This window comes from Marivita sp., assembly GCF_048006345.1.
Lineage (GTDB): Bacteria > Pseudomonadota > Alphaproteobacteria > Rhodobacterales > Rhodobacteraceae > Marivita.
The window spans coordinates 1,476,517-1,498,911 of record NZ_CP180351.1 but is presented as its reverse complement, the minus strand read 5'-3'; the positions used below and the strand labels follow the sequence as shown (position 1 = coordinate 1,498,911).

The window sequence follows — 22,395 nt, the reverse complement described above, 5'->3', positions numbered from 1 at the left end:
GAGTGCAGCAGCGTTGCGTCGCTGGAGCACGGGCTGTAATGGCATGACAAACAAGACAGGAGGGGTGCCGTGAGCCGAGCTTTTCTATTTCCCGGACAAGGGGCGCAAACCATTGGCATGGGCAAGGACCTGGCGGATGCCTATCCGACCGCCCGCGCCGTGTTTGAAGAAGTGGACGACGCGCTTGGGGAAAAGCTGAGCGCGCTGATCTGGGAAGGCGACATCGAAACCTTGACCCTGACGGCAAATGCACAGCCTGCGCTGATGGCCACGTCGATTGCGGCGATGCGTGCATTGGAGGCCGAAGGGGTTGGCATAGACACTGGGTCTTTTGTCGCCGGGCATTCGCTCGGGGAATACTCGGCCCTGACTGCGGCAGGTGCGCTGTCCGTCGCCGACGCAGCGCGGTTGTTGCGGGCCCGCGGGACAGCGATGCAAGATGCAGTCCCCGTCGGTGTGGGCGCAATGGCGGCGATCCTTGGTCTGGGCCTTGAGGACGTGCGCAAAGTGGCAGAAGCCGCCGCGCAAGGGGACGTCTGTGCTGCGGCAAACGACAACGATCCGGGGCAGGTTGTGGTCTCGGGCCACAAGGCGGCTGTCGAACGCGCCGTTGATCTCGCGAAAGAGGCGGGTGCGAAACGCGCCGTTCTGTTGCCTGTCAGCGCCCCGTTCCACTGTGCATTGATGGCACCTGCAGCCGACGCGATGGCAGACGTTCTAGGCAGCGTGACGATCAATGCGCCGCTGGTCCCGGTTGTGGCCAATGTGCGCGCCGAGGCGGTAAGCGATCCCGAAACCATCCGAGCGCTTCTGGTCGAACAGATCACAGGCGCCGTGCGCTGGCGCGAGTCCATCAGCTGGATGGTGGCGCAGGGGGTGGACGACTTCTGGGAAATCGGAGCAGGCAAGGCGCTGATCGGGATGGTGCGGCGGATTGAGAAATCCGCGGCCACGCGCGCCGTCGGCTCCACGGCTGACGTTCAGGCCGCAACACAAGCGGGCTGATCCGCCAGATATTTTTTGTGCCTGCGTCCCGAATCTTCGCAGAAGATTCGTCGCGCGCGAGGTTAATATGAGATGAAAGGGACCATGACATGTTCGATCTGACAGGCAAAACCGCGCTGATCACTGGCGCGTCGGGCGGCATTGGTGGCGAGATCGCCCGCGCGCTGCACGCAGCAGGGGCCACCGTCGCTCTGTCCGGCACCCGCACCGAACCGCTTGAGGCGCTGGCAGCTGAACTTGGCGACCGCACACATGTGCTGCCCTGCAATCTGAGCGATCCCGAAGCGGTGGCAGCCCTGCCGAAACAGGCAGCAGATGCGATGGGCAGCGTCGACATCCTCGTGAACAACGCAGGCATCACCCGTGACAACCTGTTCATGCGCATGTCGGATGACGAATGGCAGTCGGTCATTGACGTAAACCTGACCGCCACCTTCAAGCTCTGCAAAGGCGTGCTGCGCGGTATGATGAAGGCGCGTTGGGGCCGCATCGTGAACATCTCGTCTGTCGTGGGGGCCACCGGCAATCCGGGGCAGGGCAACTATGCCGCGGCCAAGGCGGGTATGGTGGGGATGTCGAAGTCGCTGGCCTACGAAGTTGCCAGCCGCGGTATCACCGTGAACGCCGTCGCCCCCGGCTTTATTGCCACCGCGATGACCGACAAACTGACCGACGATCAGAAATCCGCCATCCTCACGCAGATTCCCTCTGGCCGTATGGGCACCCCGGAAGAGATCGCTGCAGCCGTTCTTTATCTCGCCAGCCCCGAGGCGGCATATGTCACGGGAACCACGCTGCACGTGAATGGCGGCATGGCAATGCTCTGATTTCACTGAGGAAACATGCATTGTGCAGGTGCAGAAATCCCTGAAAATGAATGGAATTCTCGCCGTAGACGATTGCACTGAAAGCGTTTGCCATCGCGGTTCCATGTGCTATAGCGGCGCAGGTTTTGGACCAACCCCGTGACCTTCGGGGGAAGTTTGTCTTCGGCGCTCGACCGGGACACAAACCACCGCCCGCAAGGGCATGATCAATTCCGCCCGGGCGCGGGCTAACCCGGCCACCGCGCCGACGAAACTGTGAGGAAGAAAACATGAGCGACGTCGCAGATCGCGTTAAGAAAATTGTTGTCGAGCACCTTGGTGTCGAAGAGGACAAAGTGGTTGAGAACGCGTCGTTCATCGACGATCTCGGCGCTGACAGCCTCGACACCGTTGAGCTGGTCATGGCGTTCGAAGAAGAGTTCGGCATCGAGATTCCGGACGATGCAGCCGAAACGATCCAGACCTTCGGCGACGCGGTGAAGTTCATCAACGAAGCTCAGTAAGCGTCTGAACTTTCGGATTTTTGGAAAACGCGCTCTGCGATCAGGGCGCGTTTTTCTTTGGTTGGTCGCTGGGCGATCACAACCGGGGCTGCAAGACCGATCTTACGAATAGAAATATGTGTATTCGACCCGGTCAAAAATTCGGTTCTTCAAATCCTCGGGTTTGATCCAAAGCTGAATACTCCCGTCCGGAGCTTCAACCTGCGTGCCAAACCCATAGGTGATCTGCAAAAGCAGCACGTTCTGCGCGGCGATGTCGTCGACCTGGGATTGAATGCAGACGGGGGCACCCAGAAGCTGTGGCGGCTCAAGCGGTGTGCGATAGAACTGGTCGACCTCTTCGCCGAAAATCTGCGTTTCTGCGTATAGCTTGCTGTCCCAATAGGCGGCCACCAATTCGGGGTCCCGGCAGGCTTTCATCTTGTCCTCGCTCATGCGCCGGACCCGCGCGCCGGATGTGCGGTCCCGATCCTTGTGTGTGGCAACGCGTTTCATGGCCGTCTGAAGGGCGGTCTTTGCAAGTTCTTGGGTTGTACGACTGTCCTTGTCGTGGCCGATGATCCAGCTGTCGATTGCATCGATGCCGATATGTTCGCCTTCGTCCGCCAGGAATGTGTTGATCTCCTGCAGGAATTCGAAGAACCGCCGTGCCGTTTCGACGGGAACATTCCCTGTGCGGGATTGGGCGTAAGTCATCCATTTCTTGGCCCGTGTATCGAATTTCCCACCTTCCGGGATCATCGGCTTGACGAACTTGGTTTTCCAGCCCGCAAGCCCGGGCTTGTTGTATTCCGCAGCTTTGACGGTTCTGCGGTTTTCCTCGAAGACGCCCAGCAAAATGCGCAGCTGTTCGTTGTCTCCGACCTGGGCCAGATAGCGCTTTCCGTGCTTCAGCCCGAGAACAAGGCTTTCGATCTGGAACTGCTTTGACCATTCAAAGATGAAATTCCAACCGAACAGCCCCTTGTCGAGGATCGGAAAGTCCCACCAGAAGCGCGTGTCCATTTGCGGCGCGTAAAGATGGTACCTGTCCATGGGTTCTGGCAAAGGGCTCTGATCCAAAGCCTGCGCAACAAGGTTTTTGCTCAAGGCGTTGATGGCACTCAGATCCTCTTTGCTGATAGTGCCGAGGTGCGTGCTTAGCCCGTCAATCCAGCGCACCGTCAGGAAAGGCAACAGATCGGCGTAGTGGCGGTAAAGCAGACGCCCACATGGGGAGAGGCCCACCGTGTCGATCCAATAGACTGACCAGTTGAATTCCTCTTCGCGCAGATCGCCAAGGCTATCGGGCGGCTCCCGTTCGGGCAGGTGTGACACGTCGTGGGGCACATAAATGACCCGCGCATCGCCCTGATAGACAAAATCGCCAAAGAGCGGGAGAAAGAAGAACAGGGTTCCGTGTTCCGGCAGTTGTTCGAGGGCATAGCTCTTGCCATCGTGTTCGAAACGACGCGGCACCAGATCGAGATTGACCTGCGCGTAAAACACCAGACCTTCTGGCCAGTCATAGTCTTCGGGCAACTGCGGCTTTCCGCCCAGCGTGACTGCGGCGCCAGAACCGCCAAGATTTGAGGGACGGGGCCTGAGGAAAAGGCCGGGTGCCAGATCAATCCGTTTTTGGAAATCCTGTGCCATTTTATGCGTCTCGTAACAAAGTCAAACTCTTACCGTTCAAACCAGATCGTGTCGCAACGTGGTAAGACTATGTTGGCACGTTGGTGATTTAAGGGCGGTCAGACCTGCGCGCTTGTCCTGCTTTCGAACTTGGGTCAGCTGGACGATTTCGAAGTGATCCGTTGCGCCTTCTCCACCGCCTTGGCCGCATCCCACAGCGCGTCCATCTCTGCAAGATCGCTGTCCTTTGGCGTCCGCCCATCTGCGGCCAGCGCCGCCTCAATACTCTCGAACCGGCGGGTGAACTTGGCATTGGTGGCGCGCAGGGCGGCTTCGGGATCAAGCCCCATGTGGCGGCCCAGATTGACCATCACAAAGAGCAGGTCGCCGAATTCCTCGAACCGTTCGTCCGCGTCCTGCACCTCGCGCAACTCCTGCGCTTCCTCGACGATCTTGTCCAGAACCTCATCCGTGGACGGCCAATCAAACCCGACCCGCGCCGCGCGGTTCTGCAGTTTCAAAGCCCGCGTCAGGGCAGGTAGACCCTTGGCGACACCGTCGAGCACGCCGGTCTCCTTCTTGCCCGCGCGTTCCGCCGCTTTGATCTTTTCCCAGTCCTGCACCTGTTGTTCTGCCGATTTGTCGCGGCTTTCATCACCAAAAACATGCGGATGCCGCGCCACCATCTTGTCCGAAATCGCGTTGGCCACGTCGTCAAAGCTGAACATGCCGGCCTCTTCGGCCATCTGGGTGTGATAGACCGACTGGAGCAGCAGATCGCCCAATTCGCCCTTCAACTCGTCCCAAGCCTCACGCTCGATCGCATCGGCCACTTCGTAGGCTTCCTCGATGGTGTAGGGCGCGATTGACGCGAAATCCTGTTCGATGTCCCAAGGGCAACCCGTCTCGGGGTCGCGCAGACGGCGCATGATCTCAAGCAACCGGGGCATCCCGCCCTTTGGGTCATGGATCAGATCGTCACTCATTGCGGCCCCCGTGAAATGCTGCTCTGATGCAGGGATGCGGCATCAGCGCGAGGGAGTCCACCCATGGCCATCATCAACCGGATCGGGGATTTCGCCGAAGACATGACGGCTTGGCGGCGCCATCTGCACATGCACCCCGAACTGAGCCTCGATTGCCATAAGACGGCAGCCTTCGTGGTCGACCGGCTGCGGGAGTTCGGGGTGGACGCAATCCATGAAGGCATCGCGCAATCCGGTGTCGTGGCGCTGATCCACGGGCAGGGCCATGGCCCTGTCACCGGCCTGCGTGCCGATATGGACGCTTTGCCCATCGAGGAAACCACCGGCGTCGAGTATGCCTCGACCGTCCCCGGCAAAATGCATGCTTGTGGCCATGACGGCCATACGACGATGCTGCTGGGCGCGGCCCGGTATCTGGCCGAGACCCGCAAGTTCAAAGGCACCGTCGCGCTGATCTTTCAACCAGCCGAGGAAACCGTGGGTGGGGCGCGTATCATGGTCGAGGAAGGCATCATGGAGAGCTTCGGCATCGAAGAGATTTATGCGCTGCACACCGACCCCTTTGGCGAGGTGGGCGTGTTCAACACCTGTCCGGGTCCGATCATGGCGGCGGTCGATGATTTCGAGATAATTATCACGGGCAAGGGTGGGCATGGTGCGTTCCCGCACACCACACTTGATCCGGTGCCTTGCGGCCTTGCCATCGGGCAGGCGCTGCAATCCATCGTCTCGCGCAACGCCGATCCGCGCCTGCCGCTTGTGGTGTCCCTGACCATCGTACAAACCGGCAGCGCCACCAACGTGATCCCGGAAACAATGCGTCTTGCAGGCACGGTGCGCAGCTTCGATCCCGATCTCCGCGACATGGTCGAACGCCGCTTCGGCGAGATCGTTGCTGGGCAGGCCGCCAGCTATGGGGTCGAGGCAAAGCTTGATTACATCCGCAACTACCCGGCCACCATCAACCACGCAGCACAAACCGATTTCGCCGTGCGCGTGGCGCAAGAGGTTGTGGGTGATACCAACGTCATCAGCGACCGCCAGCCGGAAATGGGGGCAGAGGATTTCTCCTACATGCTCGAGAAACGCCCCGGCAGTTACCTGATGCTCGGGCAGGGGATCGGGCCGTCCTGCCACCATCCGGCCTTCAATTTCAACGACGAGGTGGCGACCATCGGCGCGTCCTTCTTTGCCCGCCTGATCGAAACCCGGCACGGAGTGTGAGCCATGGCGCTTGAAGATGCGAAAACCCAGATCGACCACGCGTTCACCCGCGACGACCTGAGAGGCGCCAGTTTCGAGAATGCCTTTGCCGGGGCCACGTCCTTTCTGCGTCGGCGCTACACCAAGGACCTAACCAACGTGGATATCGCCATCACCGGCGTTCCGTTTGATCAGGCGGTGACCCACCGCACCGGAACCCGCTTCGGCCCCCGCGCCATCCGCGAGGCCTCAAGCCTCCAGCCTTACGACAAGCCATACGGCTGGGATTACAACGTACTCGAAGATTTCGCGATTGCCGATTACGGCGATCTGGCCTTCGATTATGCCAAGACGGCCGAATTCCCCGAAACGCTGAAAAACCACATCGCGGGCATTCTGGCGCAGGATACCGCGACGGTGACATTGGGCGGCGATCACTACATCACCCTGCCGATCCTTGAGGCCTATGCTGAGAAATATGGGCCCCTGAGCCTGCTCCAATTCGACGCCCATACCGATACCTGGGCTGATGACGATATGGAGCGGATTGACCACGGCACGTTCCTCTACAAAGCGGTGAAACTGGGTCTGGTGGACCCGGCTCGGTCGGTTCAGGTGGGCATCCGCACCGACAACCCCGACACACTCGGGTTCAACATCATCGACGCGCGCGAGATGCATCGCATCGGCCCCGAAGCCGTTGCCGAACAAATCTGCGAGATTCTGAAGGATTACCCGACCTACCTCACCTTCGATATCGACTGTCTTGACCCGGCCTTCGCCCCCGGCACGGGCACGCCGGTCTGGGGCGGGCCGTCGACCGCCGATATTGCCGTGATCCTGCGGAATATCGCCGGGATCGAACTGATGGGCGGCGATGTGGTTGAAGTCAGCCCGCCTTTCGATACATCAGGCGTAACGGCCGTTGCCGGAGCCCATGTGGCGACAGAGATTTTGTCGCTTTGGGGGTGGACCCGCCGCGCCTGAAGGTCAGTAAAAGTGTTCAAGGGGCGCGTGCCCCGTTGAGGCAAGGATAAGGACGTCGTGAAAGTGTTTTTCTGGGCGCTGGTCTTGATTGTTGTGGGTGGTCTGGCATGGATCAGGCTGGCCCCGTCAGACCCCGCGGTCTGGCATGTCGACCCAAAGGTGACGTCCGATCAGGATCTCGCAGGTGGCGTGCGGCGGCGCATCCCGGCGCAAGAGGGCACCTTTGCCCAACTTGACCGCATCATCCTTGCCACCCCGCGCACCGAGGTGCTGGCGGGCAGCGTGGAAGAGGGCAAGGTGACTTACATCACCCGCTCGCAATGGATGGGTTTTCCCGACTACACCACCGTGATGCGGAACGAGGACGTGCTTGAGTTGTTCGCACGTCTGCGGTTCGGCCAGTCCGACATGGGGGTGAACAAAGCCCGAGTGGATGGCTGGTTGGAGCGGTTGGGTCAATAACCCTTGACCGGACTGCGCTGATGCCCGACAGAACCGCATGATCCCCGAAGACCGCCTGCACCAGATCCTGTCGCGTTTCGAATACCTTGAGGCCCAGATGGCTGAAGGGTCCGGGGACATTGCGGCCATCGGAAAGGAATACTCGGACCTGCGGCCCGTCGTCGAACAGATCGCCGAATGGAAACAGGTCCGTGCCGATATCGCCGACGCCGAAGCGATGCTGAGTGATCCCGAGATGCGGGAACTGGCACAGGACGAACTGCCCGCGCTCAAGTCCCGCCTGCCTGAGGTGGAGCGGGCGTTGCAACTGGCGCTGCTCCCGCGTGACAAGGCCGATGCGCGACCGGCCATGCTCGAAATCCGTCCCGGTACAGGTGGCGAAGAGGCAGCGCTTTTTGCGGGTGACCTTCTTCGCATGTACCAACGATATTCCGAAGCGCGGGGCTGGCGGTTTGAGATCATAGAAGAACAATCGACCGAGCTGGGCGGGATCAAGGAAGTCGTCGCCAACATCACCGGCGACAACGTTTTTGCCCGGCTGAAGTTCGAATCCGGTGTGCATCGCGTGCAGCGCGTGCCCGAGACCGAGAGCGGAGGGCGCATCCACACCTCCGCCGCCACGGTGGCGGTTCTGCCCGAGGCTGAGGATGTCGACATCCAGATCAACGCAAACGACCTGCGCATCGACACCATGCGCAGTTCCGGCGCAGGGGGGCAGCACGTCAACACCACCGATTCGGCTGTGCGCATCACCCACATCCCCAGCGGTATTGTCGTCACCAGTTCCGAAAAGTCCCAGCACCGCAACCGCGAGATCGCGATGCAGGTCCTGCGCACCCGCCTGTTTGATATGGAACGGCAAAAGGTCGATGCGGAACGCTCTGCCGACCGCAAGTCACAGGTCGGAACCGGCGACCGCTCGGAACGCATCCGCACCTACAACTTCCCGCAAGGGCGCCTGACCGATCACCGGATCGGCCTGACGCTTTACAAGCTCGACGCGGTGATGGCCGGCGATCTGGACGAAATCATCGACGCGCTCACCGCCGATGCACAGGCCACTCTGCTGGCCGAGATGACGTGACCCACGACCCCAAGGACGCCTTGCACGCCGCACGTCGTCAGCTTGAGGCGGCAGGCTCTCCAAGTGCCGCTCGCGACGCAAGCGCCCTGATGGATATCGTGCAGGGCGACGCCCCTCCGTGGACAGAGCTAAGCGATGACCAGATGGCGCATTTGCAACGCCTGATCGCGCGGCGCGCGCGGCGTGAACCGATCAGCCACATCTCTGGCAAACGCGCGTTCTGGATGCATGAGTTTGAGGTCACACCGGACGTGCTTGACCCGCGCCCTGATACCGAAACGCTTGTGGAAGCAGCGCTCAAACACAGGTTCGACACGGTGCTCGACCTTGGTACCGGATCGGGCTGCATCCTGCTGTCGCTTTTGCATGAACGCCCGGCTGCACGTGGGATTGGCACTGATCTATCTGAGGAAGCGCTGGTCGTCGCCAAACGCAACGCCGACAGGGTCGGGGTCGCGGATCGGGTTTCCTGGGCCGTGTCCGACTGGTTCTCTTCGGTGAATGGCACCTATGATCTCATCGTGTCGAACCCGCCCTATATCGCGCTTGATGAAATGGCAGGTCTTTCCCCCGAACTCGATTACGAGCCGCGTATGGCGCTCACTGACGAACAGGATGGTCTATCCGCGTATCGCGCCATCACCCAAGATGCGTTAAGTCACCTGAACCCAGACGGCCGCCTGATGGTTGAAATCGGACCAACCCAAGCTGCTGCTGTATCGGACTTGTTCGCTAGGGCTGGTTTGGTCGATTTGCACGTTCATCAAGACCTTGATGGGCGGGATCGGGTCGTTTCCGGCGCAAACCTGCCACGCACCGACCAATAAGCGCGAAAAACCGAACTCTTTGATGTAAATTCTGCTTGTAAGCTGGGGGAGGACGTGATTACTCAAACATATTGCAGCGGTCGAGGCTGGTTTGCACCCCTCTCGCGCGATTGTAAGCCCAAACATGAATGCTTTTGCACAGGACCCGCGCACAAAGCGCACACAGCAATCGCAAAACAGCTGAAAGAAGGCTGGAAAGTTACAGATGCGTTCTTCAAACAAACGTTCGCGGAACAAGAATAACCGCAACCGTCCGAATACCGTTGGAAATGTCGTCAACCGCGTGTTCGACAGCTCCGGCCCCGAGGGCAAGGTGCGCGGTACGCCGCAGCAGATCATTGACAAGTACAACCAGCTCGCACGCGACGCCCAACTGAGCAATGATCGGGTGAACGCGGAAAACTTCCAGCAGCATGCCGAACATTACATGCGTCTGCTGAGCGAGGCACAGCGCGAACAGGATGCCCGCCGCGAACAGCAGGAGCGTGAACAGGACGCGCGCCGCGAACAGCAGGAACGCGAAAACCGCGACCGGCAGGCGCAGCGCGATGCAGACCGCCCGCAGCGTCAGGATCAGGACGAGCCGAGCCAGTTCTCGAACGATCCTGCAGATGCGCCTCAGCCTGATGTCATCGACACCAGTGACGACAGCAATGACAGCGGTCTGGTCGAAACGCCCGAAGCCAAGGCCGAGGAAAAGCCGAAGAAACCACGCGCTCCTCGCAAGCCACGCAAAAAGCCAGAGCCCAAAGCCGAAGAGGCGCAGGCGACGCCAGACGCCGCAGAATAGGACAGAAAGCCGGGGATCAGCCCCGGCTTTTTTCTTTCAGAAATGTCGGTGCGTGGATCAGGCCAGTTGACGCGCCAAGGCACAGAATGCCTCCAGCGATACCCGTTCTGCGCGCTCGGTTGGGGCAATGCCAACCGCTTTCAGATGATCCTCTATATCGGGCGACAACCCCTTCAACGACGCACGCAGCATCTTGCGCCTCTGGTTGAAGCCGGCGGCCACAACCCGCTCCAACACTTTCGCATCCGCCTCAAAGCGCGGCGCGGGCAGGGCGCGAAGATGCACCACTGCGGAACTCACCTTGGGCGGTGGGCTGAACGCCTCGGGCGGCAGGTGCATCGCGATATGCGCGTCGCAGCGCCATTGCGCCAGCACCGCCAATCGACCGTAAGCCTTGTCGCCCGGTTTGGCGACGATCCGCTGCGCAACCTCCTTCTGGAACATCAGCGTCAGGCTGGTCCAGACCGGTGGCCATGTGGGCGGCGTCAGCCAGCGCACCAGCAGCTCGGTTCCGACATTGTAGGGCAGGTTGGCGCAGATCGCGATGGGAGGCGTCAGATGCGCCAGCGCGTCCACCTCAAGCGCGTCACCGCCGATCACCTCGAGCCGACCCGGATACGCGTCTGCGATCTCGGCCAGTGCAGGCAGGCAGCGTGCGTCCTTCTCGACCGCCAGGACCTTGCGCGCGCCCTCGACCAGCAATCCGCGCGTCAAACCTCCGGGGCCGGGGCCGACTTCAAGCACATCGGTCCCGCTCAGATCGCCTGCCTGCCGCGCGATCTTCGCGGTCAGGTTCAGGTCCAGCAGAAAGTTCTGCCCCAGCGCCTTTTTGGCGCTCAGCCCATGGGTCGCAATGACCTCACGCAGCGGCGGCAATCGATCAATTGCCGCCATGACACCGACTGTTCATTGCGCAAACCCCTGCTTCTTCTTTTTATAAATATGCAAATTCCGTCCCATCCGTAGGTGCGCGGCTCAGGATCGAGCGCCTGCAAGCTGCCAAGCCATGCGCAACGCCTCAATGGTCGATGTCGGGTTGGCCTGTCCAGTTCCCGCGATGTCGAACGCCGTGCCGTGATCCGGCGACGTGCGAATGATCGGCAGACCCAGCGTGACGTTCACACCCCTGTCGAAATCCAGCGTCTTGATCGGGATCAGCGCCTGATCGTGATACATACAGATCGCGGCGTCATAGCCAGACCGCGCGGCCGCATGAAACATCGTGTCCGCCGACAAGGGCCCGACGATGCGCATCCCTTCTGACCGCAACCGGTCCAAGACCGGGGCGATCACGTCGATTTCTTCGCGCCCCATGCGCCCGCCTTCGCCCGCATGGGGGTTCAGACCAGCCACCGCCAGTCGGGGCTGTGCAATCCCGAACTGCGTCACAAGTGCCCGGTGCGTGATCCGAATGCGGGTCTCCAGAAGCTCTGGCGTCAGCGCCAGCTTCACCTCTGACAGCGGGATATGGATCGTCACCGGCACGACCCGCAACTGTGGCCCGGCCAGCATCATCACCACATCGCTTGTATCGCAAAGATGGGCGAGAAATTCCGTGTGGCCCGGAAAGCCGAAACCCGCCCCATCCTGCAGCGCCTGCTTGTGGATCGGCAAGGTGCAGACGCCGCCTGCCTTGCCGCTGGCGGCCAAAGCCACCGCACGCTCGATCACCGCCACAACACCCTTCGCCTGTGCAGGCTGCGGGCGACCGGGTGTGCGCGGCCCTTCGAACCGATGCGGCAGAACAGGCAGGGCGGTGCCGCGCGCCGACACTTCGTCCGGTGCCGCGATCTCAACCCAGTCCATACCCTCTGGCAAATGCGCCGGATCACCGATCAGGAAAAACGGCACCTTGCCATGCAGCGCCTCCCACGCCATCCCGGCCAGTTCAGGCCCAATCCCGGCTGGCTCCCCGATGGTCAGGGCAATCGGCGCTGCGGTCATTGCGTGACGATGCGGGCGTCGGCGCGCAATTGGGCCAAAAAGCTTTCCGCCAGCGACTGAAGCCGCTGATTGCGCAAGCCCAAGGCAAACTGATCCCGATCGACATCGTCATTCACCTCGGCGGTGCGTCCGCACAGCATAAGGAAGACAAGCGTCTGCCCGTTCGAGCGGGTCAGCGCCGTGGACACCTCACCGGGATCGAGCTTGGACAATTCAAAGGCGATATCGGTTGGAATGTCTGCAGGCGGCAAGGTCTGGCGGTCCAGCACGTCTTCGGGCTGTCCCTTTGCCACACCGTAAAGATCATCGCAGCGATCGACCTTGCTGGCGAGCACACGCGCCTGCGCCAACGTCGCATCGGACCGGCCACCGGGCATGTAATACGCGGCGTATTCGATCGCCGAATAGGTCGGCGGCGTGTAGTCGGTTTCTTCGACCGCGCGCAGCTGGAACAGCGCCACAGCGTTGGGGATCGGGATCGGATCGGTCACTTCGCCCGGCGCAAGGGCCAGAACCAGCGGGCGCAGCACCGGCGGCAGGTCTTCAAGGTTCTGCCAAGGCAAGCGGCCTCCGGCTCCGCGCGATGCGGTGGCCGAGAACTGCCGCGCCTGCGCCGAGAATTCGGCTTCCGACGTGATCTGGCTGATCCGCTGAGCCCGTGCCTGCACGGCTTCTGCCTGCGGCGGCGGCGCTGGCATGATGATTTCCGACAGCAACACGCGCACCGAAGATCCACCTGACGCACCCAAGGCCCGGTCGATCTCGGCTTCGGACAGGTTCACCCGGCCAACAAAACGCGACTGGACAAGCAGACGCCAGCTCAGACCCGCGCGCACGAAATCGCGGAAGGTCTGGGCCGATACGCCGCTGGCCTCGAGCGCCTGAATGAACTCGTCACGGCTCAGATTGGCACGTCCTGCGAATTCGGCCATTCCGTCCAAAACCTCTTCGGGTGACGGAACGATTCCAGCCGCTTCGGCCGCCTGAAGCCGCAGCCTGTCGTCGATGAGCTGTTCGCGGGCCACTTCTTGCGGATCGCCCGGCGCGCGCAGCAGCGTGAGCATGCGAGCGCGCTGATCCAGCTCGTAGGCGGTGACAACGCTATCGTTGACGCGGATGACCGGGGCAAACAGGTTTTGCGCGGAGACCTGGACAGGGCCAAAGGCCAGCGTGATGCCAAGAGCCAGCGCACTCAGTTTGCGGATGGACGTGTTCAGTAGCTGCATGAACGGCGGTACTCCTTGCCGCTGCCGCCTGTGCTGAAGCCAGTCAGCGCGACGGTCAGGCCGAAATCGGTAGATGGTTCAAGGTTAGTGGAAGAGGCAAAGCTGCGCGAGACCGAAAAGTCCACCGCGACGCATTCATTGCGGTATTCCGCACCAAGGCCTGCGTTCAGAAACTGCCCTTCGGCGATGTCGTACCGCGTTGACCCTTTTGCGGTCCAATTGCGGTCGATGTTGTAGCGCCCGTCGACTCGCCATTGGGATTGTGCGTCCTCACGGTCTTCGGCAGGATCCGTGGTCAGCAGAATGTAGGACGCGCCCAGTGCATACCGGTCGAGGGTCACATTGGCACGCATCTCGGCTTTCGTGAACCGCGACTCGGTGGTGTCGTACAATCCCCGCGCCAAAAGCTGTAGACCATTCTGATGAGCGAATTGCCCGGCGACCAGCCAGTCGGATGCGATGCTGTCCTGTCCGGAAGATCGGGAAAACGCCTCGTCCTCATCGTCGCGCCACACCCGGCCCAGAACCAATGATGCGCGCCAGCCTTCGGGGTCCTCGCGCATCCAACGCAGGCCGGCGGCGCCGATCAACCCGCGTTCGCGCCGATCCGGAGCAGGGAAGCGAGAGAGCGACAACAGGTTGCCTTCGTCGAATTCGGCGCGGGTGCTTTCGTCATTGGGCACCTCTGACCGTTCGCCTCCGATCCAGCCCACCTGGGCGATGGGTTCGATCAGGACGCGGCCACCATTTGAGGTTTTCTTCACCAAAGGCCAGCGCAGTTCCAGCGAAGCCGCAGGGGTCACTTCGGTGTAATCGCCCTCGGCCACCGCATCCTGTTCAACGATGAAATGATCGACCCAGATTTGCGTCACGGCACCGGCTCGCAGACCACCCGGCAGGGTCCAACGGTCGCGCCAGCTCAGGTCAAGATTGGCGCGCCCCACATCGCGTCCATCGACAACGGTATCGGCATCGCTACCGTCGATGTCGGTGTCCGAATAGCGATAATGTCCGTGCAACTGGAAACCCAGCCGCACTTCTCCACCGATCTGCTTGGGGAAGTGCCGGCGGTTGTAGCGCAGATCGCCGATGATCGTGGGCTGCGTTGCATTGTTCTCGCCGTCGGTCAGGCTTTCGTAATGAATCAGGCCGAGAGAAAAGAAGCTGTCCCGCTGCGCGCGCGTGAGGGTCACCGCGCTATCCAGTCGGTCTTTCTTGAAGTCGCTGTTGTAATCATTGAGATACGCATCGTCGCTGACAGCTTCGATGTCGAAAGACAGTCGGAAATTCCGCGGCAGGGCAAATGTCCCATCTGCAAAGAACAGTCCGCGCGCTTCGCCGCGCTTCAGGTTGTCCTGGCTGATGGCGCCATTGACCGTGATGTTCCCGGTGCGGAACGCCTGCCTGTACCGCATCTCGAGCGTGCGCGTGATCGGCGACACATAGGGCGTCAGCCTAAGGTCGGCATGATCTCCGATAGGGATGAAATAGGGCAGCTTGATTCCAAAACCCAGCAAGGTTGTCGTCTTGAGTTCCGGAATCATGAAACCGCGCGCCCGCTCGAGTGTCGGATCGGGCAGCCGCATGCGCGGAATGTAGAAGACCGGCACCCCCAAGACCTGCAGCTGTGCATTGTCAAAGTAGATCTGCCGTTCCTCGGCGTCATGGACCACGCGGGTCGCACGGATCGCCCAAAGCGGCGGTCGGTCGCTGCCGCAGACCTGGCAGGAGGTCGCGGCGACCTGGCTCATCGCGGTGTACCGCCCTTGCACCCGTGCCGCGCGGGCCGAGGCGATCTGAAGCTGCTCGTCCAGCACGAACCGGGCGCTTTCCAATAGGCCGTTCTGAAAACCCTGATCGAGTTGCGCCTGTGTTGCGGTCAAAACGTCGCCATTGGGCTGCGTGATCCGGATCGGCCCTTGGATTTCAAGCGTATTGGTCGCGCGGTTATAGATGATCGACGACGCGGTCAGGCGCGTGCCCTCATGCAGCGCTTCGACGTTGCCGGTGGCGACAAGCGTGTCGCCGCCCTGTTCGACCAACACCTGATCAGCCAGCAGCATCACGTCGCCGGATTGAGCATGCAGCGGGTCGGACCACAGCAACGCCGCGAGGATCAGGGCAAGGGCAGAGCGGCGCATCATCCGTCTTCCCTGTGCAGGATCAAACCCAGAGCCAGTAGCACCGAGGCAAGCGGTGGCACCCATGCCGCAGCCAGAGGGTTCAATTGGCCGTTCTCACCCAGAATTTGTGCGAAGTTCCGCACGTAATATAATGAAAAACCAAGAAGAACCGCCGAAAGGACAGCAATTCCAGTGCCGCCCATCCGGCTGTGCCGCATGGTAAAGGCCGCGCCGATCAGCACCATCGAAATCAGAAACACCGGCCGCGCCAATTCCATCTGCAACCACACGGAATGACGCCGCGCCGAAAAACCTGCATCTTCAAGATCGGTGATGAAGCCCTGCAGCTCCCAGACCGAGATGGCCGAAGGCCGCCCGAACCGGTCCTTGATGCTGTCCTCGGTCAGGGTCGAGGCGACGCGCAATTCGTCGTGCAGCACCGAGTTGGTTTCCGGGTTCACGCCAGCCACCAAAGGCCAGACCTTGGCCTGGCGCAATGTCCACGCGCCGTCGGCCAGTTCCGCCTCTTCCGCCTCGATCCGGCGCACCGGGCCGCCACCTTCTGCATAGGCCACGAACATCACGTCATAGAGGACGGTCCCGTTTGCATTGGCCCGCGCCGCCCGGATCACCGTTTGGCCGCGCGGGTCGGACTGGCGCAGCCATAGGCCTTCTGCGCCGATGGACAGCGCCGAGGTGCCGCCATTGCGGTAGGTGTCTCGCAGATCGGAATAGGCTTTCGACGTGGCGGCCACAATCGGGTTACCCATCGCCACGGTCAGCCCGCCAATCACCGCCGCCACCAAGATCGGTCCCACCAGCGCTGTCAGCCCCGACCGCCCCGCCGCCCGCGCCACAACAAGTTCCGACGACCGCGCCAACGCCACGAACAGCGCGATAGAGGAAAGGATCATCACCAAAGGTAGGATCTGGTACATGCCTTCGGGGGTGTTGAGCAGCGTCAGCTTCATCACTTCGCCAAAGCTGACCGAGTTGTCAAACCGTCTGATCTGTTCAACAAGGTCGAGAAGTATCTGAAACAGAAAGAAAATCCCGAAGATGGCCAGAAAGGTCCAAAAGAACCGGCGTGCAAAATACAGGTGAAGGGTCATGCCGACACCTCCAACGCCGCTGTCTTGCGCGGTTGCCGGAATGGACGTGCCGCAAGGTGCAGCATGCCCATTGCCAGCGCGAAGCCGACCACCGATGGCAGGTAGATCAGCGGCCAGAGCGCGGCATTGTTGCGCGTCGGGTCGGTGACTGCACTTTCCACCAGCTTGACGACCACCAAAAGGAAGATCGCAACCACGATCTGCCGCCCCACACCGAAGCGGCTGAAGCTGCCGGTGAGCAGCGTAGAGAACCCGATCAGTGCCGCCACGAGTCCCAAAAGCGCCTGCTGGAACCGGCCATGCAGTTCTTCATTGATCCGCGCCAACGGCACATCGGTCAAAGCGGCCATCGCCTCTGGCTGGGTGAGCAGCGCCCAGGTCGACAGGTGGCGCGGTCGCAGGTTGAGGTTCTGGTTCTGCACGATCAGCGTGCTGATATCGTAGGTGAAATCCTGAAACAGCGTGGTCGACAGGGTGCGCGTTTCCGGCCGCAAGGTCTGGGCCAGACCGCTCACCATGACAAGGCGCGGTCCTTCCTCTGCCTGCACCACATAAGCGCGCTCGGCGGTATAAGTGACTTCGCGATCCGCCTGGCGTCGGTCCGACAGGTACACGTCGCGCAATTCACCCTCCGGGGTGATCTCGCGGATGAAGAATGTGACGCCGGGGCCGGGATGCAGGAAAGTGCCCTCCCGCAGGAGCCGCGCACTGACCGAACCCGAGATATCAACTTCGCGCTGCTTGAGCTGCGCAACCGAAGCGGGGACAAGGAAGTGGGTCAAAGCTGACATCATCAAGGCCACGATCACTCCGAACAGGGCAACGGGCCGGACCAGCCGCCATGGGCTGTAGCCGGTCGCCTGCACAACCGTCAGTTCCGAGTCGCCCATCAGCCGATTGGTGACGTAAACCGCAGCCGCAAACGACGCCATCGGCAGCACCAAAGCGATCACGCCGGGCAGGCTGAGTGCTGTGAATTCAAGGAAAACGCCAGCCGAGTGACCATCCGCGATCAGCCTGTCAAACAGCACCACCGCGCGGTTCACCCAGTACACCGCGACCAGCACAAGCGCGAAGAACCCAAAGAGGACCATGAGTTGCGACAGCATATACCTGTCGAATCTTGGCACGGCGAACCCCTTCACACGACATAGAGTGGGCCGACATGGCCCGATACCCTAGGGTTTGCGGGAAAACCCGCCTCTGGTCAACTGCGCGCACGGGCGCTACCCCTATATCCAAACCAACTTAGGGAGCAGAACATGGCGGAACTTCGCCCACTCACCTTCGCGCCAGTCGATATCGACGCTTTGGCGTCTGCAGAAGGTCGGATCGCAGTCTTCATCACACCCGACCTCAAGCTGAGCGCAGGCGCGCGGCGGCTGAATCGGCTGACCAAGGGCGCGCTGGCCCGCGCGACCGGGTCGGATGCGTGGGAAAAGCTGGCCGAAGGCAAGGCCATGTCGCTGGCCTGGCCGGTCGGCCTTCAGGCTGAAGCGGTTGATCTGGTCAAGCTGTCTCGTCGTCCCGCGCCTGAACTTGCACGCAAGGCGGGTGCCGCGCTGGCGGTCGCCGCAGGATCATCTGCAATGACGGTTCTGGTCGAAGGCACCGGGCGGCCCGAAGAAATCGCGCTTGGCGTCGCTCTGCGGGGCTACGGCTTTGACGATCACAAGACCAAGAAGGCGGACCCCTTTGGTGCGGCCACCTTCATGTGTACCAAACCAGAAGAGGCCGAAGCCGCCGCTGCCCCCCGCATTGCCGTGGCCGAGGGCGTGCATTTCACCCGCAATCTTGTGAACGAACCGGCCAACGTGCTGACAACCACCGAATTCGCCAAGCGGCTGGAAGGCCTGCGCGATCTGGGGGTCGAGGTTGAGGTGCTGGAAGAAAAGGCGCTTGAAAAGCTGGGCATGCGCGCGCTCCTCTGCGTGGGTCAGGGGTCCGACAGCCCCTCCAAAGTGGTCATCATGCGCTGGAAAGGCGGGGCCAAAGGCGATGCTCCGCTGGCGCTCATCGGCAAGGGCGTGGTCTTCGACACGGGGGGCATTTCGCTCAAACCCGCGGCTGGCATGGAAGACATGACCATGGACATGGGCGGCGCAGGTGTGGTCGCCGGCGTCATGCACGCTGTGGCCAAGCGCAAGGCCAAGGCCAATGTGGTCGGTATGGTGGGCCTTGTGGAAAACATGCCCTCGGGCAGCGCGGTGCGCCCGGGCGACGTAGTGACCTCCATGAAGGGTGACACGATCGAAGTGGTGAACACCGACGCCGAAGGGCGTTTGGTGCTCTGTGATGTCATGTGGCACGCGCAAGAAACCGAGAAACCCGCCGCGATGATCGACCTTGCCACCCTGACCGGGGCCTGCATCATCGCTCTGGGGCACGAAAACGCGGCTGTGTATTCAAATGACGAACCGTTGGTTGGTGCGTTCCTCAAGGCCGCCGAGACCGAGAAAGAAGGCGCATGGCGGATGCCGCTGGGGCAGGCCTATGACGATATGCTGAAATCCCCTGTGGCCGACATGAAGAACATCGGCGGCCGCCCCGCAGGGTCCGTGACCGCAGCGCAGTTCCTTAAGCGGTTCGTCAAGGACGACATGCCGTGGATTCACCTCGACATCGCGGGTGTGGCCCATGTGAAATCCGACCTGGACCTGTCGCCCAAAGGCGCCACCGGTTGGGGCGTGCGGGCGCTGGACAGGCTGATCGCGGACAAGTTCGAGGCGCAGGACTGATCCCATGGGCGCGGCCTATTTCTACCACCTGACGCAAAAGCCGCTCGAGGCGACCTTGCCCATGCTCTTGGGCAAGGCGCTGGGTGCTGGCTGGCGCGTGGCGGTGCGCGGGAAAGATGCCGCGCGGATGGACTGGCTGGACCAGAAACTGTGGTTGGGGCCGGAAGAGGGATTCCTGCCGCATGGCCTCGCGGGTGGGCCGCATGACGCGGCGCAGCCGGTGCTTTTGACGATGACACGCGAGGCGGCCAACGACCCGCAATGCCTCATGACCGTTGATGGCGCAGATGTTTCTTCGGACGAAGTGCAGCGGTTGGAGCGGGTGTGTATCCTCTTTGATGGCAATGATCCCGCCGCGGTCGATGTGGCACGCGGCCAGTGGCGCAACCTGACTGGCGCAGGCTGTTCGGCGCAATACTGGTCCGAGGAATTGGGGCGCTGGGAAAAGAAGGCCGAGGCTTGATTTCTCCCCTGTTAACAAATGGTTAAACGGTCAGTTTGACTGTCCTATTGTTTCGCGCGCGAAACATTGGGGCCGATGCGGACCTATTGGCCATGCCCCATTGTGAGCCCTGACGCTTTGGCCTACGCTTTGTCCCAAACCTGACCTTGATGGAGGAGAGCAGGCCATGAGCAAAAGCTTCGACATGATCGTGATCGGCGCAGGCCCCGGCGGCTATGTCGCCGCCATCCGAGGCGCACAGCTTGGGCTGAATGTTGCGGTTGTCGAACGCGAACATCTGGGCGGCATCTGTCTCAACTGGGGCTGTATTCCGACCAAGGCCATGCTGCGCACCTCCGAGGTGTTCCACCTCATGCACCGCGCCAAGGAATTTGGGCTGAAGGCCGAGGGCATCGGGTTTGATCTCGACGCCGTGGTCAAGCGCTCGCGCGGGATTGCGAAACAGCTGAATTCCGGGGTGGGGCATCTGCTCAAGAAGAACAAGGTCACGGTGGTGATGGGCGAGGCCACGATCCCCGCCAAGGGCAAGGTGCAGGTCAAGACGGACAAGGGGGTTGAAGACCTGAGTGCCAAGAACATCGTCATTGCCACCGGCGCGCGGGCGCGCGAGCTGCCGGGGCTTGAGGCGGATGGCGATCTTGTCTGGACCTACAAGCACGCTCTGGTCCCCAAACGCATGCCGAAGAAGCTTCTGGTGATCGGCTCCGGTGCCATCGGCATCGAATTCGCCAGCTTCTACAACACTCTGGGTGCTGACACGACCGTGGTCGAAGTGATGGATCGCATCCTGCCGGTCGAGGATGCCGAAATCAGCGGTTTCGCAAAGAAACAGTTCGAAAAGCAGGGCATGACAATCCGCGAAAAGGCGATGGTCAAGCAACTGGATCGCGGCAAAGGCAAGGTGACCGCGCATATCGAACAGGGCGGTAATGTCAGCAAGGAAGAGTTCGACACGGTGATCTCGGCCGTTGGCATCGTCGGCAACACCGAAGGGTTGGGGCTTGAGGCGTTGGGCGTCAAGGTCGACCGCACCCATGTCGTGACCGACCCGATGTGTCGCACCGAGGTCGAGGGGGTCTATGCCATCGGCGACATCGCCGGCGCGCCTTGGCTCGCGCACAAGGCCAGCCATGAGGGGGTCATGGTGGCCGAGTTGATTGCGGGCGGGCATCCGCATGCGGTTGAGCCGGACAGCATTGCGGGCTGCACCTATTGCCAGCCGCAGGTGGCGAGTGTTGGCATGACCGAGGCGCAGGCCAAGGAAAAGGGCTTCGACATCAAGGTCGGTCGCTTCCCGTTCATCGGGAATGGCAAGGCGATTGCGCTGGGGGAACCTGAGGGCATGATCAAGACGGTGTTCGATGCGAAAACCGGCGCGCTCTTGGGGGCGCATATGGTGGGCGCGGAAGTGACGGAGTTGATCCAGGGCTACGTGGTCGGGCGGCAGTTGGAGACCACCGAGGAAGACCTGATGCAGACGGTGTTCCCACATCCAACTTTGTCGGAAATGATGCATGAGGCAGTGCTGGATGCCTGGGGCCGGGCCATTCACTTTTAAGTCGGCGTTAACCGAATCTTCGTAAAGGTCTTTGCAGTGTCTCCGATTTTTCGTCGAAAAATCGCAGGCCGCAGGTGCGGTTTTCAAAGAAATTTGCTTCGGCGTCTCAGCCAAATATGACGTCTACGCCGCCCTGTCGCGCGTCAACGCAAGATGCCGCGTCAAACGTGCTGGCCGCCGTTCACTTCGATTTCGGTTCCGGTGACATATCCGCTCTGGCCCGAGCAAAGGAAATAGATGACATCCGCCACTTCATTCGGCTGACCAAGCCTGCGCATCGGCAGTTTCTCGACGATCTTGTCGGTGCCTTCGCTCAGGATACTGGTGTCCACCTCACCGGGCGCAATAGCATTCACACGAACGCCCAAGGGCCCGAAATCATGGGCCATTTCCCGCGTCAGTGCCGCAAGCGCCGCTTTCGACGTGGCATAGGCGGCTCCCGCAAACGGATGGACCCGCGCGCCTGCAATTGAGGTGACATTGACAATGGCACCCTTGGCCGCGGCCAATTCGTCCTTCAATCCGCGCCCCAACACCACCGAGGCGAAGAAATTGACGTGGAACACCTTGCCCCAGTCCCGAAGATCGGTGTCGAGTGTGCTGAGCCGTTCTCCATTCGGCCCCTTGGGCGAAATACCGGCATTGTTCACCAGCGCATCGAGCCGCCCCCCGTCGAGTCGTTCCTTGACGGTGCGGACAGCCTCCATCGTCTGTTGCGGGTCGGCGAGATCGACCTGGATGTGGTTGCGCTCGCCGCCCGGCCAGGGGCAATTCGGCGAAAATGCCTGCCGTGAACAGCTGATCACGCGCCAGCCTTCGGCGGCGAACTTCTTGACGGTGGCATGGCCGATGCCGCGGCTGGCGCCGGTGAGCAGAAGGGTACGCTGGTGCGGTGAGTTTGTCATGGGATCACCCTAGGGGATGTTGGGCATTGGTGCGAGGA

Annotated in this window: 21 protein-coding genes; 12 read left to right on the top strand and 9 right to left on the bottom strand. The window is 61.4% G+C overall.

Annotated features, from left to right (window positions below; genetic code table 11):
• Positions 1–69: 69 nt before the first annotated feature.
• From fabD to ACMVPR_RS07405, 3 genes are all read left to right on the top strand, one after another.
• Positions 70–1,005, top strand: coding sequence for an ACP S-malonyltransferase (fabD, locus tag ACMVPR_RS07415; RefSeq protein ID WP_416882315.1), 936 nt, complete (start codon positions 70–72; stop codon positions 1,003–1,005).
• A gap of 89 nt (positions 1,006–1,094) precedes the next feature.
• Entirely contained in the window at positions 1,095–1,832 is a 738-nt protein-coding gene (gene fabG, locus ACMVPR_RS07410; RefSeq protein ID WP_416882314.1) for a 3-oxoacyl-ACP reductase FabG, read from the top strand.
• Between the two features lie 269 nt (positions 1,833–2,101).
• On the top strand, positions 2,102–2,335 hold the full coding sequence (locus ACMVPR_RS07405; RefSeq protein WP_085631956.1) for an acyl carrier protein: 234 nt from the start codon (positions 2,102–2,104) through the stop codon (positions 2,333–2,335).
• A 102-nt stretch (positions 2,336–2,437) separates the two neighbouring features.
• Here ACMVPR_RS07405 and ACMVPR_RS07400 read toward each other — a convergent pair whose 3' ends face one another.
• Together ACMVPR_RS07400 and mazG are read right to left on the bottom strand one after the other, a co-directional pair.
• Entirely contained in the window at positions 2,438–3,970 is a 1,533-nt protein-coding gene (locus ACMVPR_RS07400; RefSeq protein ID WP_416882313.1) for a DUF1963 domain-containing protein, read from the bottom strand.
• Positions 3,971–4,104: 134 nt separating this feature from the next.
• Complete coding sequence (gene mazG, locus ACMVPR_RS07395) at positions 4,105–4,935, bottom strand: nucleoside triphosphate pyrophosphohydrolase (protein WP_416882312.1); 831 nt, start codon at positions 4,933–4,935, stop codon at positions 4,105–4,107.
• A 63-nt stretch (positions 4,936–4,998) separates the two neighbouring features.
• Between mazG and ACMVPR_RS07390 the strand changes: the two genes are divergently transcribed.
• The 6 genes from ACMVPR_RS07390 (at position 4,999) to ACMVPR_RS07365 (ending at position 10,288) form a co-directional block, all read left to right on the top strand.
• A complete protein-coding gene (locus tag ACMVPR_RS07390) occupies positions 4,999–6,159 on the top strand; it encodes a M20 aminoacylase family protein (RefSeq protein ID WP_416882311.1) in 1,161 nt (386 codons plus the stop codon).
• A gap of 3 nt (positions 6,160–6,162) precedes the next feature.
• Complete coding sequence (gene speB / locus ACMVPR_RS07385; RefSeq protein WP_416882310.1) at positions 6,163–7,125, top strand: agmatinase; 963 nt, start codon at positions 6,163–6,165, stop codon at positions 7,123–7,125.
• A gap of 57 nt (positions 7,126–7,182) precedes the next feature.
• On the top strand, positions 7,183–7,587 hold the full coding sequence (locus ACMVPR_RS07380) for a DUF1499 domain-containing protein (RefSeq protein ID WP_300580718.1): 405 nt from the start codon (positions 7,183–7,185) through the stop codon (positions 7,585–7,587).
• Between the two features lie 37 nt (positions 7,588–7,624).
• A complete protein-coding gene (prfA, locus tag ACMVPR_RS07375) occupies positions 7,625–8,671 on the top strand; it encodes a peptide chain release factor 1 (protein WP_416882309.1) in 1,047 nt (348 codons plus the stop codon).
• Positions 8,668–9,498: a peptide chain release factor N(5)-glutamine methyltransferase gene (gene prmC, locus ACMVPR_RS07370; RefSeq protein ID WP_416882308.1), complete on the top strand. Its 831-nt coding sequence runs from the start codon at positions 8,668–8,670 to the stop codon at positions 9,496–9,498. Before prfA ends, prmC begins: the two co-directional genes overlap by 4 nt.
• A 205-nt stretch (positions 9,499–9,703) precedes the next feature.
• The gene (locus tag ACMVPR_RS07365; protein ID WP_300580710.1) at positions 9,704–10,288 is read left to right on the top strand and encodes a DUF4167 domain-containing protein; all 585 of its coding nucleotides are present in this window, start codon (positions 9,704–9,706) and stop codon (positions 10,286–10,288) included.
• 57 nt (positions 10,289–10,345) lie between these two features.
• Here the strand turns inward: ACMVPR_RS07365 and rsmA are convergent, their stop codons facing one another.
• From rsmA to lptF, 6 genes are all read right to left on the bottom strand, one after another.
• Positions 10,346–11,182 carry a 16S rRNA (adenine(1518)-N(6)/adenine(1519)-N(6))-dimethyltransferase RsmA gene (rsmA, locus tag ACMVPR_RS07360; protein ID WP_416882307.1) on the bottom strand — a complete coding sequence of 279 codons (837 nt, stop codon included), beginning with the start codon at positions 11,180–11,182 and terminating at the stop codon, positions 10,346–10,348.
• A gap of 81 nt (positions 11,183–11,263) precedes the next feature.
• The gene (gene pdxA / locus ACMVPR_RS07355) at positions 11,264–12,232 is read right to left on the bottom strand and encodes a 4-hydroxythreonine-4-phosphate dehydrogenase PdxA (protein WP_416882306.1); all 969 of its coding nucleotides are present in this window, start codon (positions 12,230–12,232) and stop codon (positions 11,264–11,266) included.
• A complete protein-coding gene (locus ACMVPR_RS07350) occupies positions 12,229–13,458 on the bottom strand; it encodes a peptidylprolyl isomerase (protein WP_416882305.1) in 1,230 nt (409 codons plus the stop codon). The genes pdxA and ACMVPR_RS07350 overlap by 4 nt, the downstream gene beginning before the upstream one ends.
• A complete protein-coding gene (locus tag ACMVPR_RS07345; RefSeq protein WP_416882304.1) occupies positions 13,446–15,602 on the bottom strand; it encodes an LPS-assembly protein LptD in 2,157 nt (718 codons plus the stop codon). The genes ACMVPR_RS07350 and ACMVPR_RS07345 overlap by 13 nt, the downstream gene beginning before the upstream one ends.
• Entirely contained in the window at positions 15,599–16,693 is a 1,095-nt protein-coding gene (lptG, locus tag ACMVPR_RS07340; RefSeq protein ID WP_416882303.1) for an LPS export ABC transporter permease LptG, read from the bottom strand. The genes ACMVPR_RS07345 and lptG overlap by 4 nt, the downstream gene beginning before the upstream one ends.
• The gene (lptF, locus tag ACMVPR_RS07335; RefSeq protein WP_300580692.1) at positions 16,690–17,802 is read right to left on the bottom strand and encodes an LPS export ABC transporter permease LptF; all 1,113 of its coding nucleotides are present in this window, start codon (positions 17,800–17,802) and stop codon (positions 16,690–16,692) included. The genes lptG and lptF overlap by 4 nt, the downstream gene beginning before the upstream one ends.
• Before the next feature lie 153 nt (positions 17,803–17,955).
• Here lptF and ACMVPR_RS07330 point away from each other — a divergent pair, with 153 nt between their 5' ends.
• The 3 genes from ACMVPR_RS07330 (at position 17,956) to lpdA (ending at position 21,452) form a co-directional block, all read left to right on the top strand.
• Complete coding sequence (locus tag ACMVPR_RS07330) at positions 17,956–19,431, top strand: leucyl aminopeptidase (protein WP_416882302.1); 1,476 nt, start codon at positions 17,956–17,958, stop codon at positions 19,429–19,431.
• Between the two features lie 4 nt (positions 19,432–19,435).
• Positions 19,436–19,894, top strand: a complete 459-nt coding sequence (locus ACMVPR_RS07325; RefSeq protein ID WP_416882301.1) for a DNA polymerase III subunit chi — start codon at positions 19,436–19,438, stop codon at positions 19,892–19,894.
• 166 nt (positions 19,895–20,060) lie between these two features.
• Positions 20,061–21,452 carry a dihydrolipoyl dehydrogenase gene (gene lpdA, locus ACMVPR_RS07320; RefSeq protein WP_416882300.1) on the top strand — a complete coding sequence of 464 codons (1,392 nt, stop codon included), beginning with the start codon at positions 20,061–20,063 and terminating at the stop codon, positions 21,450–21,452.
• Positions 21,453–21,613: 161 nt separating this feature from the next.
• Here the strand turns inward: lpdA and ACMVPR_RS07315 are convergent, their stop codons facing one another.
• Positions 21,614–22,357 carry an SDR family NAD(P)-dependent oxidoreductase gene (locus ACMVPR_RS07315; protein WP_416882299.1) on the bottom strand — a complete coding sequence of 248 codons (744 nt, stop codon included), beginning with the start codon at positions 22,355–22,357 and terminating at the stop codon, positions 21,614–21,616.
• Between the last annotated feature and the right edge of the window lie 38 nt (positions 22,358–22,395).

Excerpts from the sequence above, each read along its gene's own strand:
- fabG (WP_416882314.1), top strand. The coding sequence starts at position 1,095 with ATGTTCGATCTGACAGGCAAAACCGCGCTGATCACTGGCGCGTCGGGC.
- ACMVPR_RS07405 (WP_085631956.1), top strand. The coding sequence starts at position 2,102 with ATGAGCGACGTCGCAGATCGCGTTAAGAAAATTGTTGTCGAGCACCTT.
- ACMVPR_RS07400 (WP_416882313.1), bottom strand. The coding sequence starts at position 3,970 with ATGGCACAGGATTTCCAAAAACGGATTGATCTGGCACCCGGCCTTTTC.
- mazG (WP_416882312.1), bottom strand. The coding sequence starts at position 4,935 with ATGAGTGACGATCTGATCCATGACCCAAAGGGCGGGATGCCCCGGTTG.
- ACMVPR_RS07390 (WP_416882311.1), top strand. The coding sequence starts at position 4,999 with ATGGCCATCATCAACCGGATCGGGGATTTCGCCGAAGACATGACGGCT.
- speB (WP_416882310.1), top strand. The coding sequence starts at position 6,163 with ATGGCGCTTGAAGATGCGAAAACCCAGATCGACCACGCGTTCACCCGC.
- prfA (WP_416882309.1), top strand. The coding sequence starts at position 7,625 with ATGATCCCCGAAGACCGCCTGCACCAGATCCTGTCGCGTTTCGAATAC.
- ACMVPR_RS07365 (WP_300580710.1), top strand. The coding sequence starts at position 9,704 with ATGCGTTCTTCAAACAAACGTTCGCGGAACAAGAATAACCGCAACCGT.
- rsmA (WP_416882307.1), bottom strand. The coding sequence starts at position 11,182 with ATGGCGGCAATTGATCGATTGCCGCCGCTGCGTGAGGTCATTGCGACC.
- pdxA (WP_416882306.1), bottom strand. The coding sequence starts at position 12,232 with ATGACCGCAGCGCCGATTGCCCTGACCATCGGGGAGCCAGCCGGGATT.
- ACMVPR_RS07350 (WP_416882305.1), bottom strand. The coding sequence starts at position 13,458 with ATGCAGCTACTGAACACGTCCATCCGCAAACTGAGTGCGCTGGCTCTT.
- ACMVPR_RS07345 (WP_416882304.1), bottom strand. The coding sequence starts at position 15,602 with ATGATGCGCCGCTCTGCCCTTGCCCTGATCCTCGCGGCGTTGCTGTGG.
- lptG (WP_416882303.1), bottom strand. The coding sequence starts at position 16,693 with ATGACCCTTCACCTGTATTTTGCACGCCGGTTCTTTTGGACCTTTCTG.
- lptF (WP_300580692.1), bottom strand. The coding sequence starts at position 17,802 with ATGCTGTCGCAACTCATGGTCCTCTTTGGGTTCTTCGCGCTTGTGCTG.
- ACMVPR_RS07330 (WP_416882302.1), top strand. The coding sequence starts at position 17,956 with ATGGCGGAACTTCGCCCACTCACCTTCGCGCCAGTCGATATCGACGCT.
- ACMVPR_RS07325 (WP_416882301.1), top strand. The coding sequence starts at position 19,436 with ATGGGCGCGGCCTATTTCTACCACCTGACGCAAAAGCCGCTCGAGGCG.
- lpdA (WP_416882300.1), top strand. The coding sequence starts at position 20,061 with ATGAGCAAAAGCTTCGACATGATCGTGATCGGCGCAGGCCCCGGCGGC.
- ACMVPR_RS07315 (WP_416882299.1), bottom strand. The coding sequence starts at position 22,357 with ATGACAAACTCACCGCACCAGCGTACCCTTCTGCTCACCGGCGCCAGC.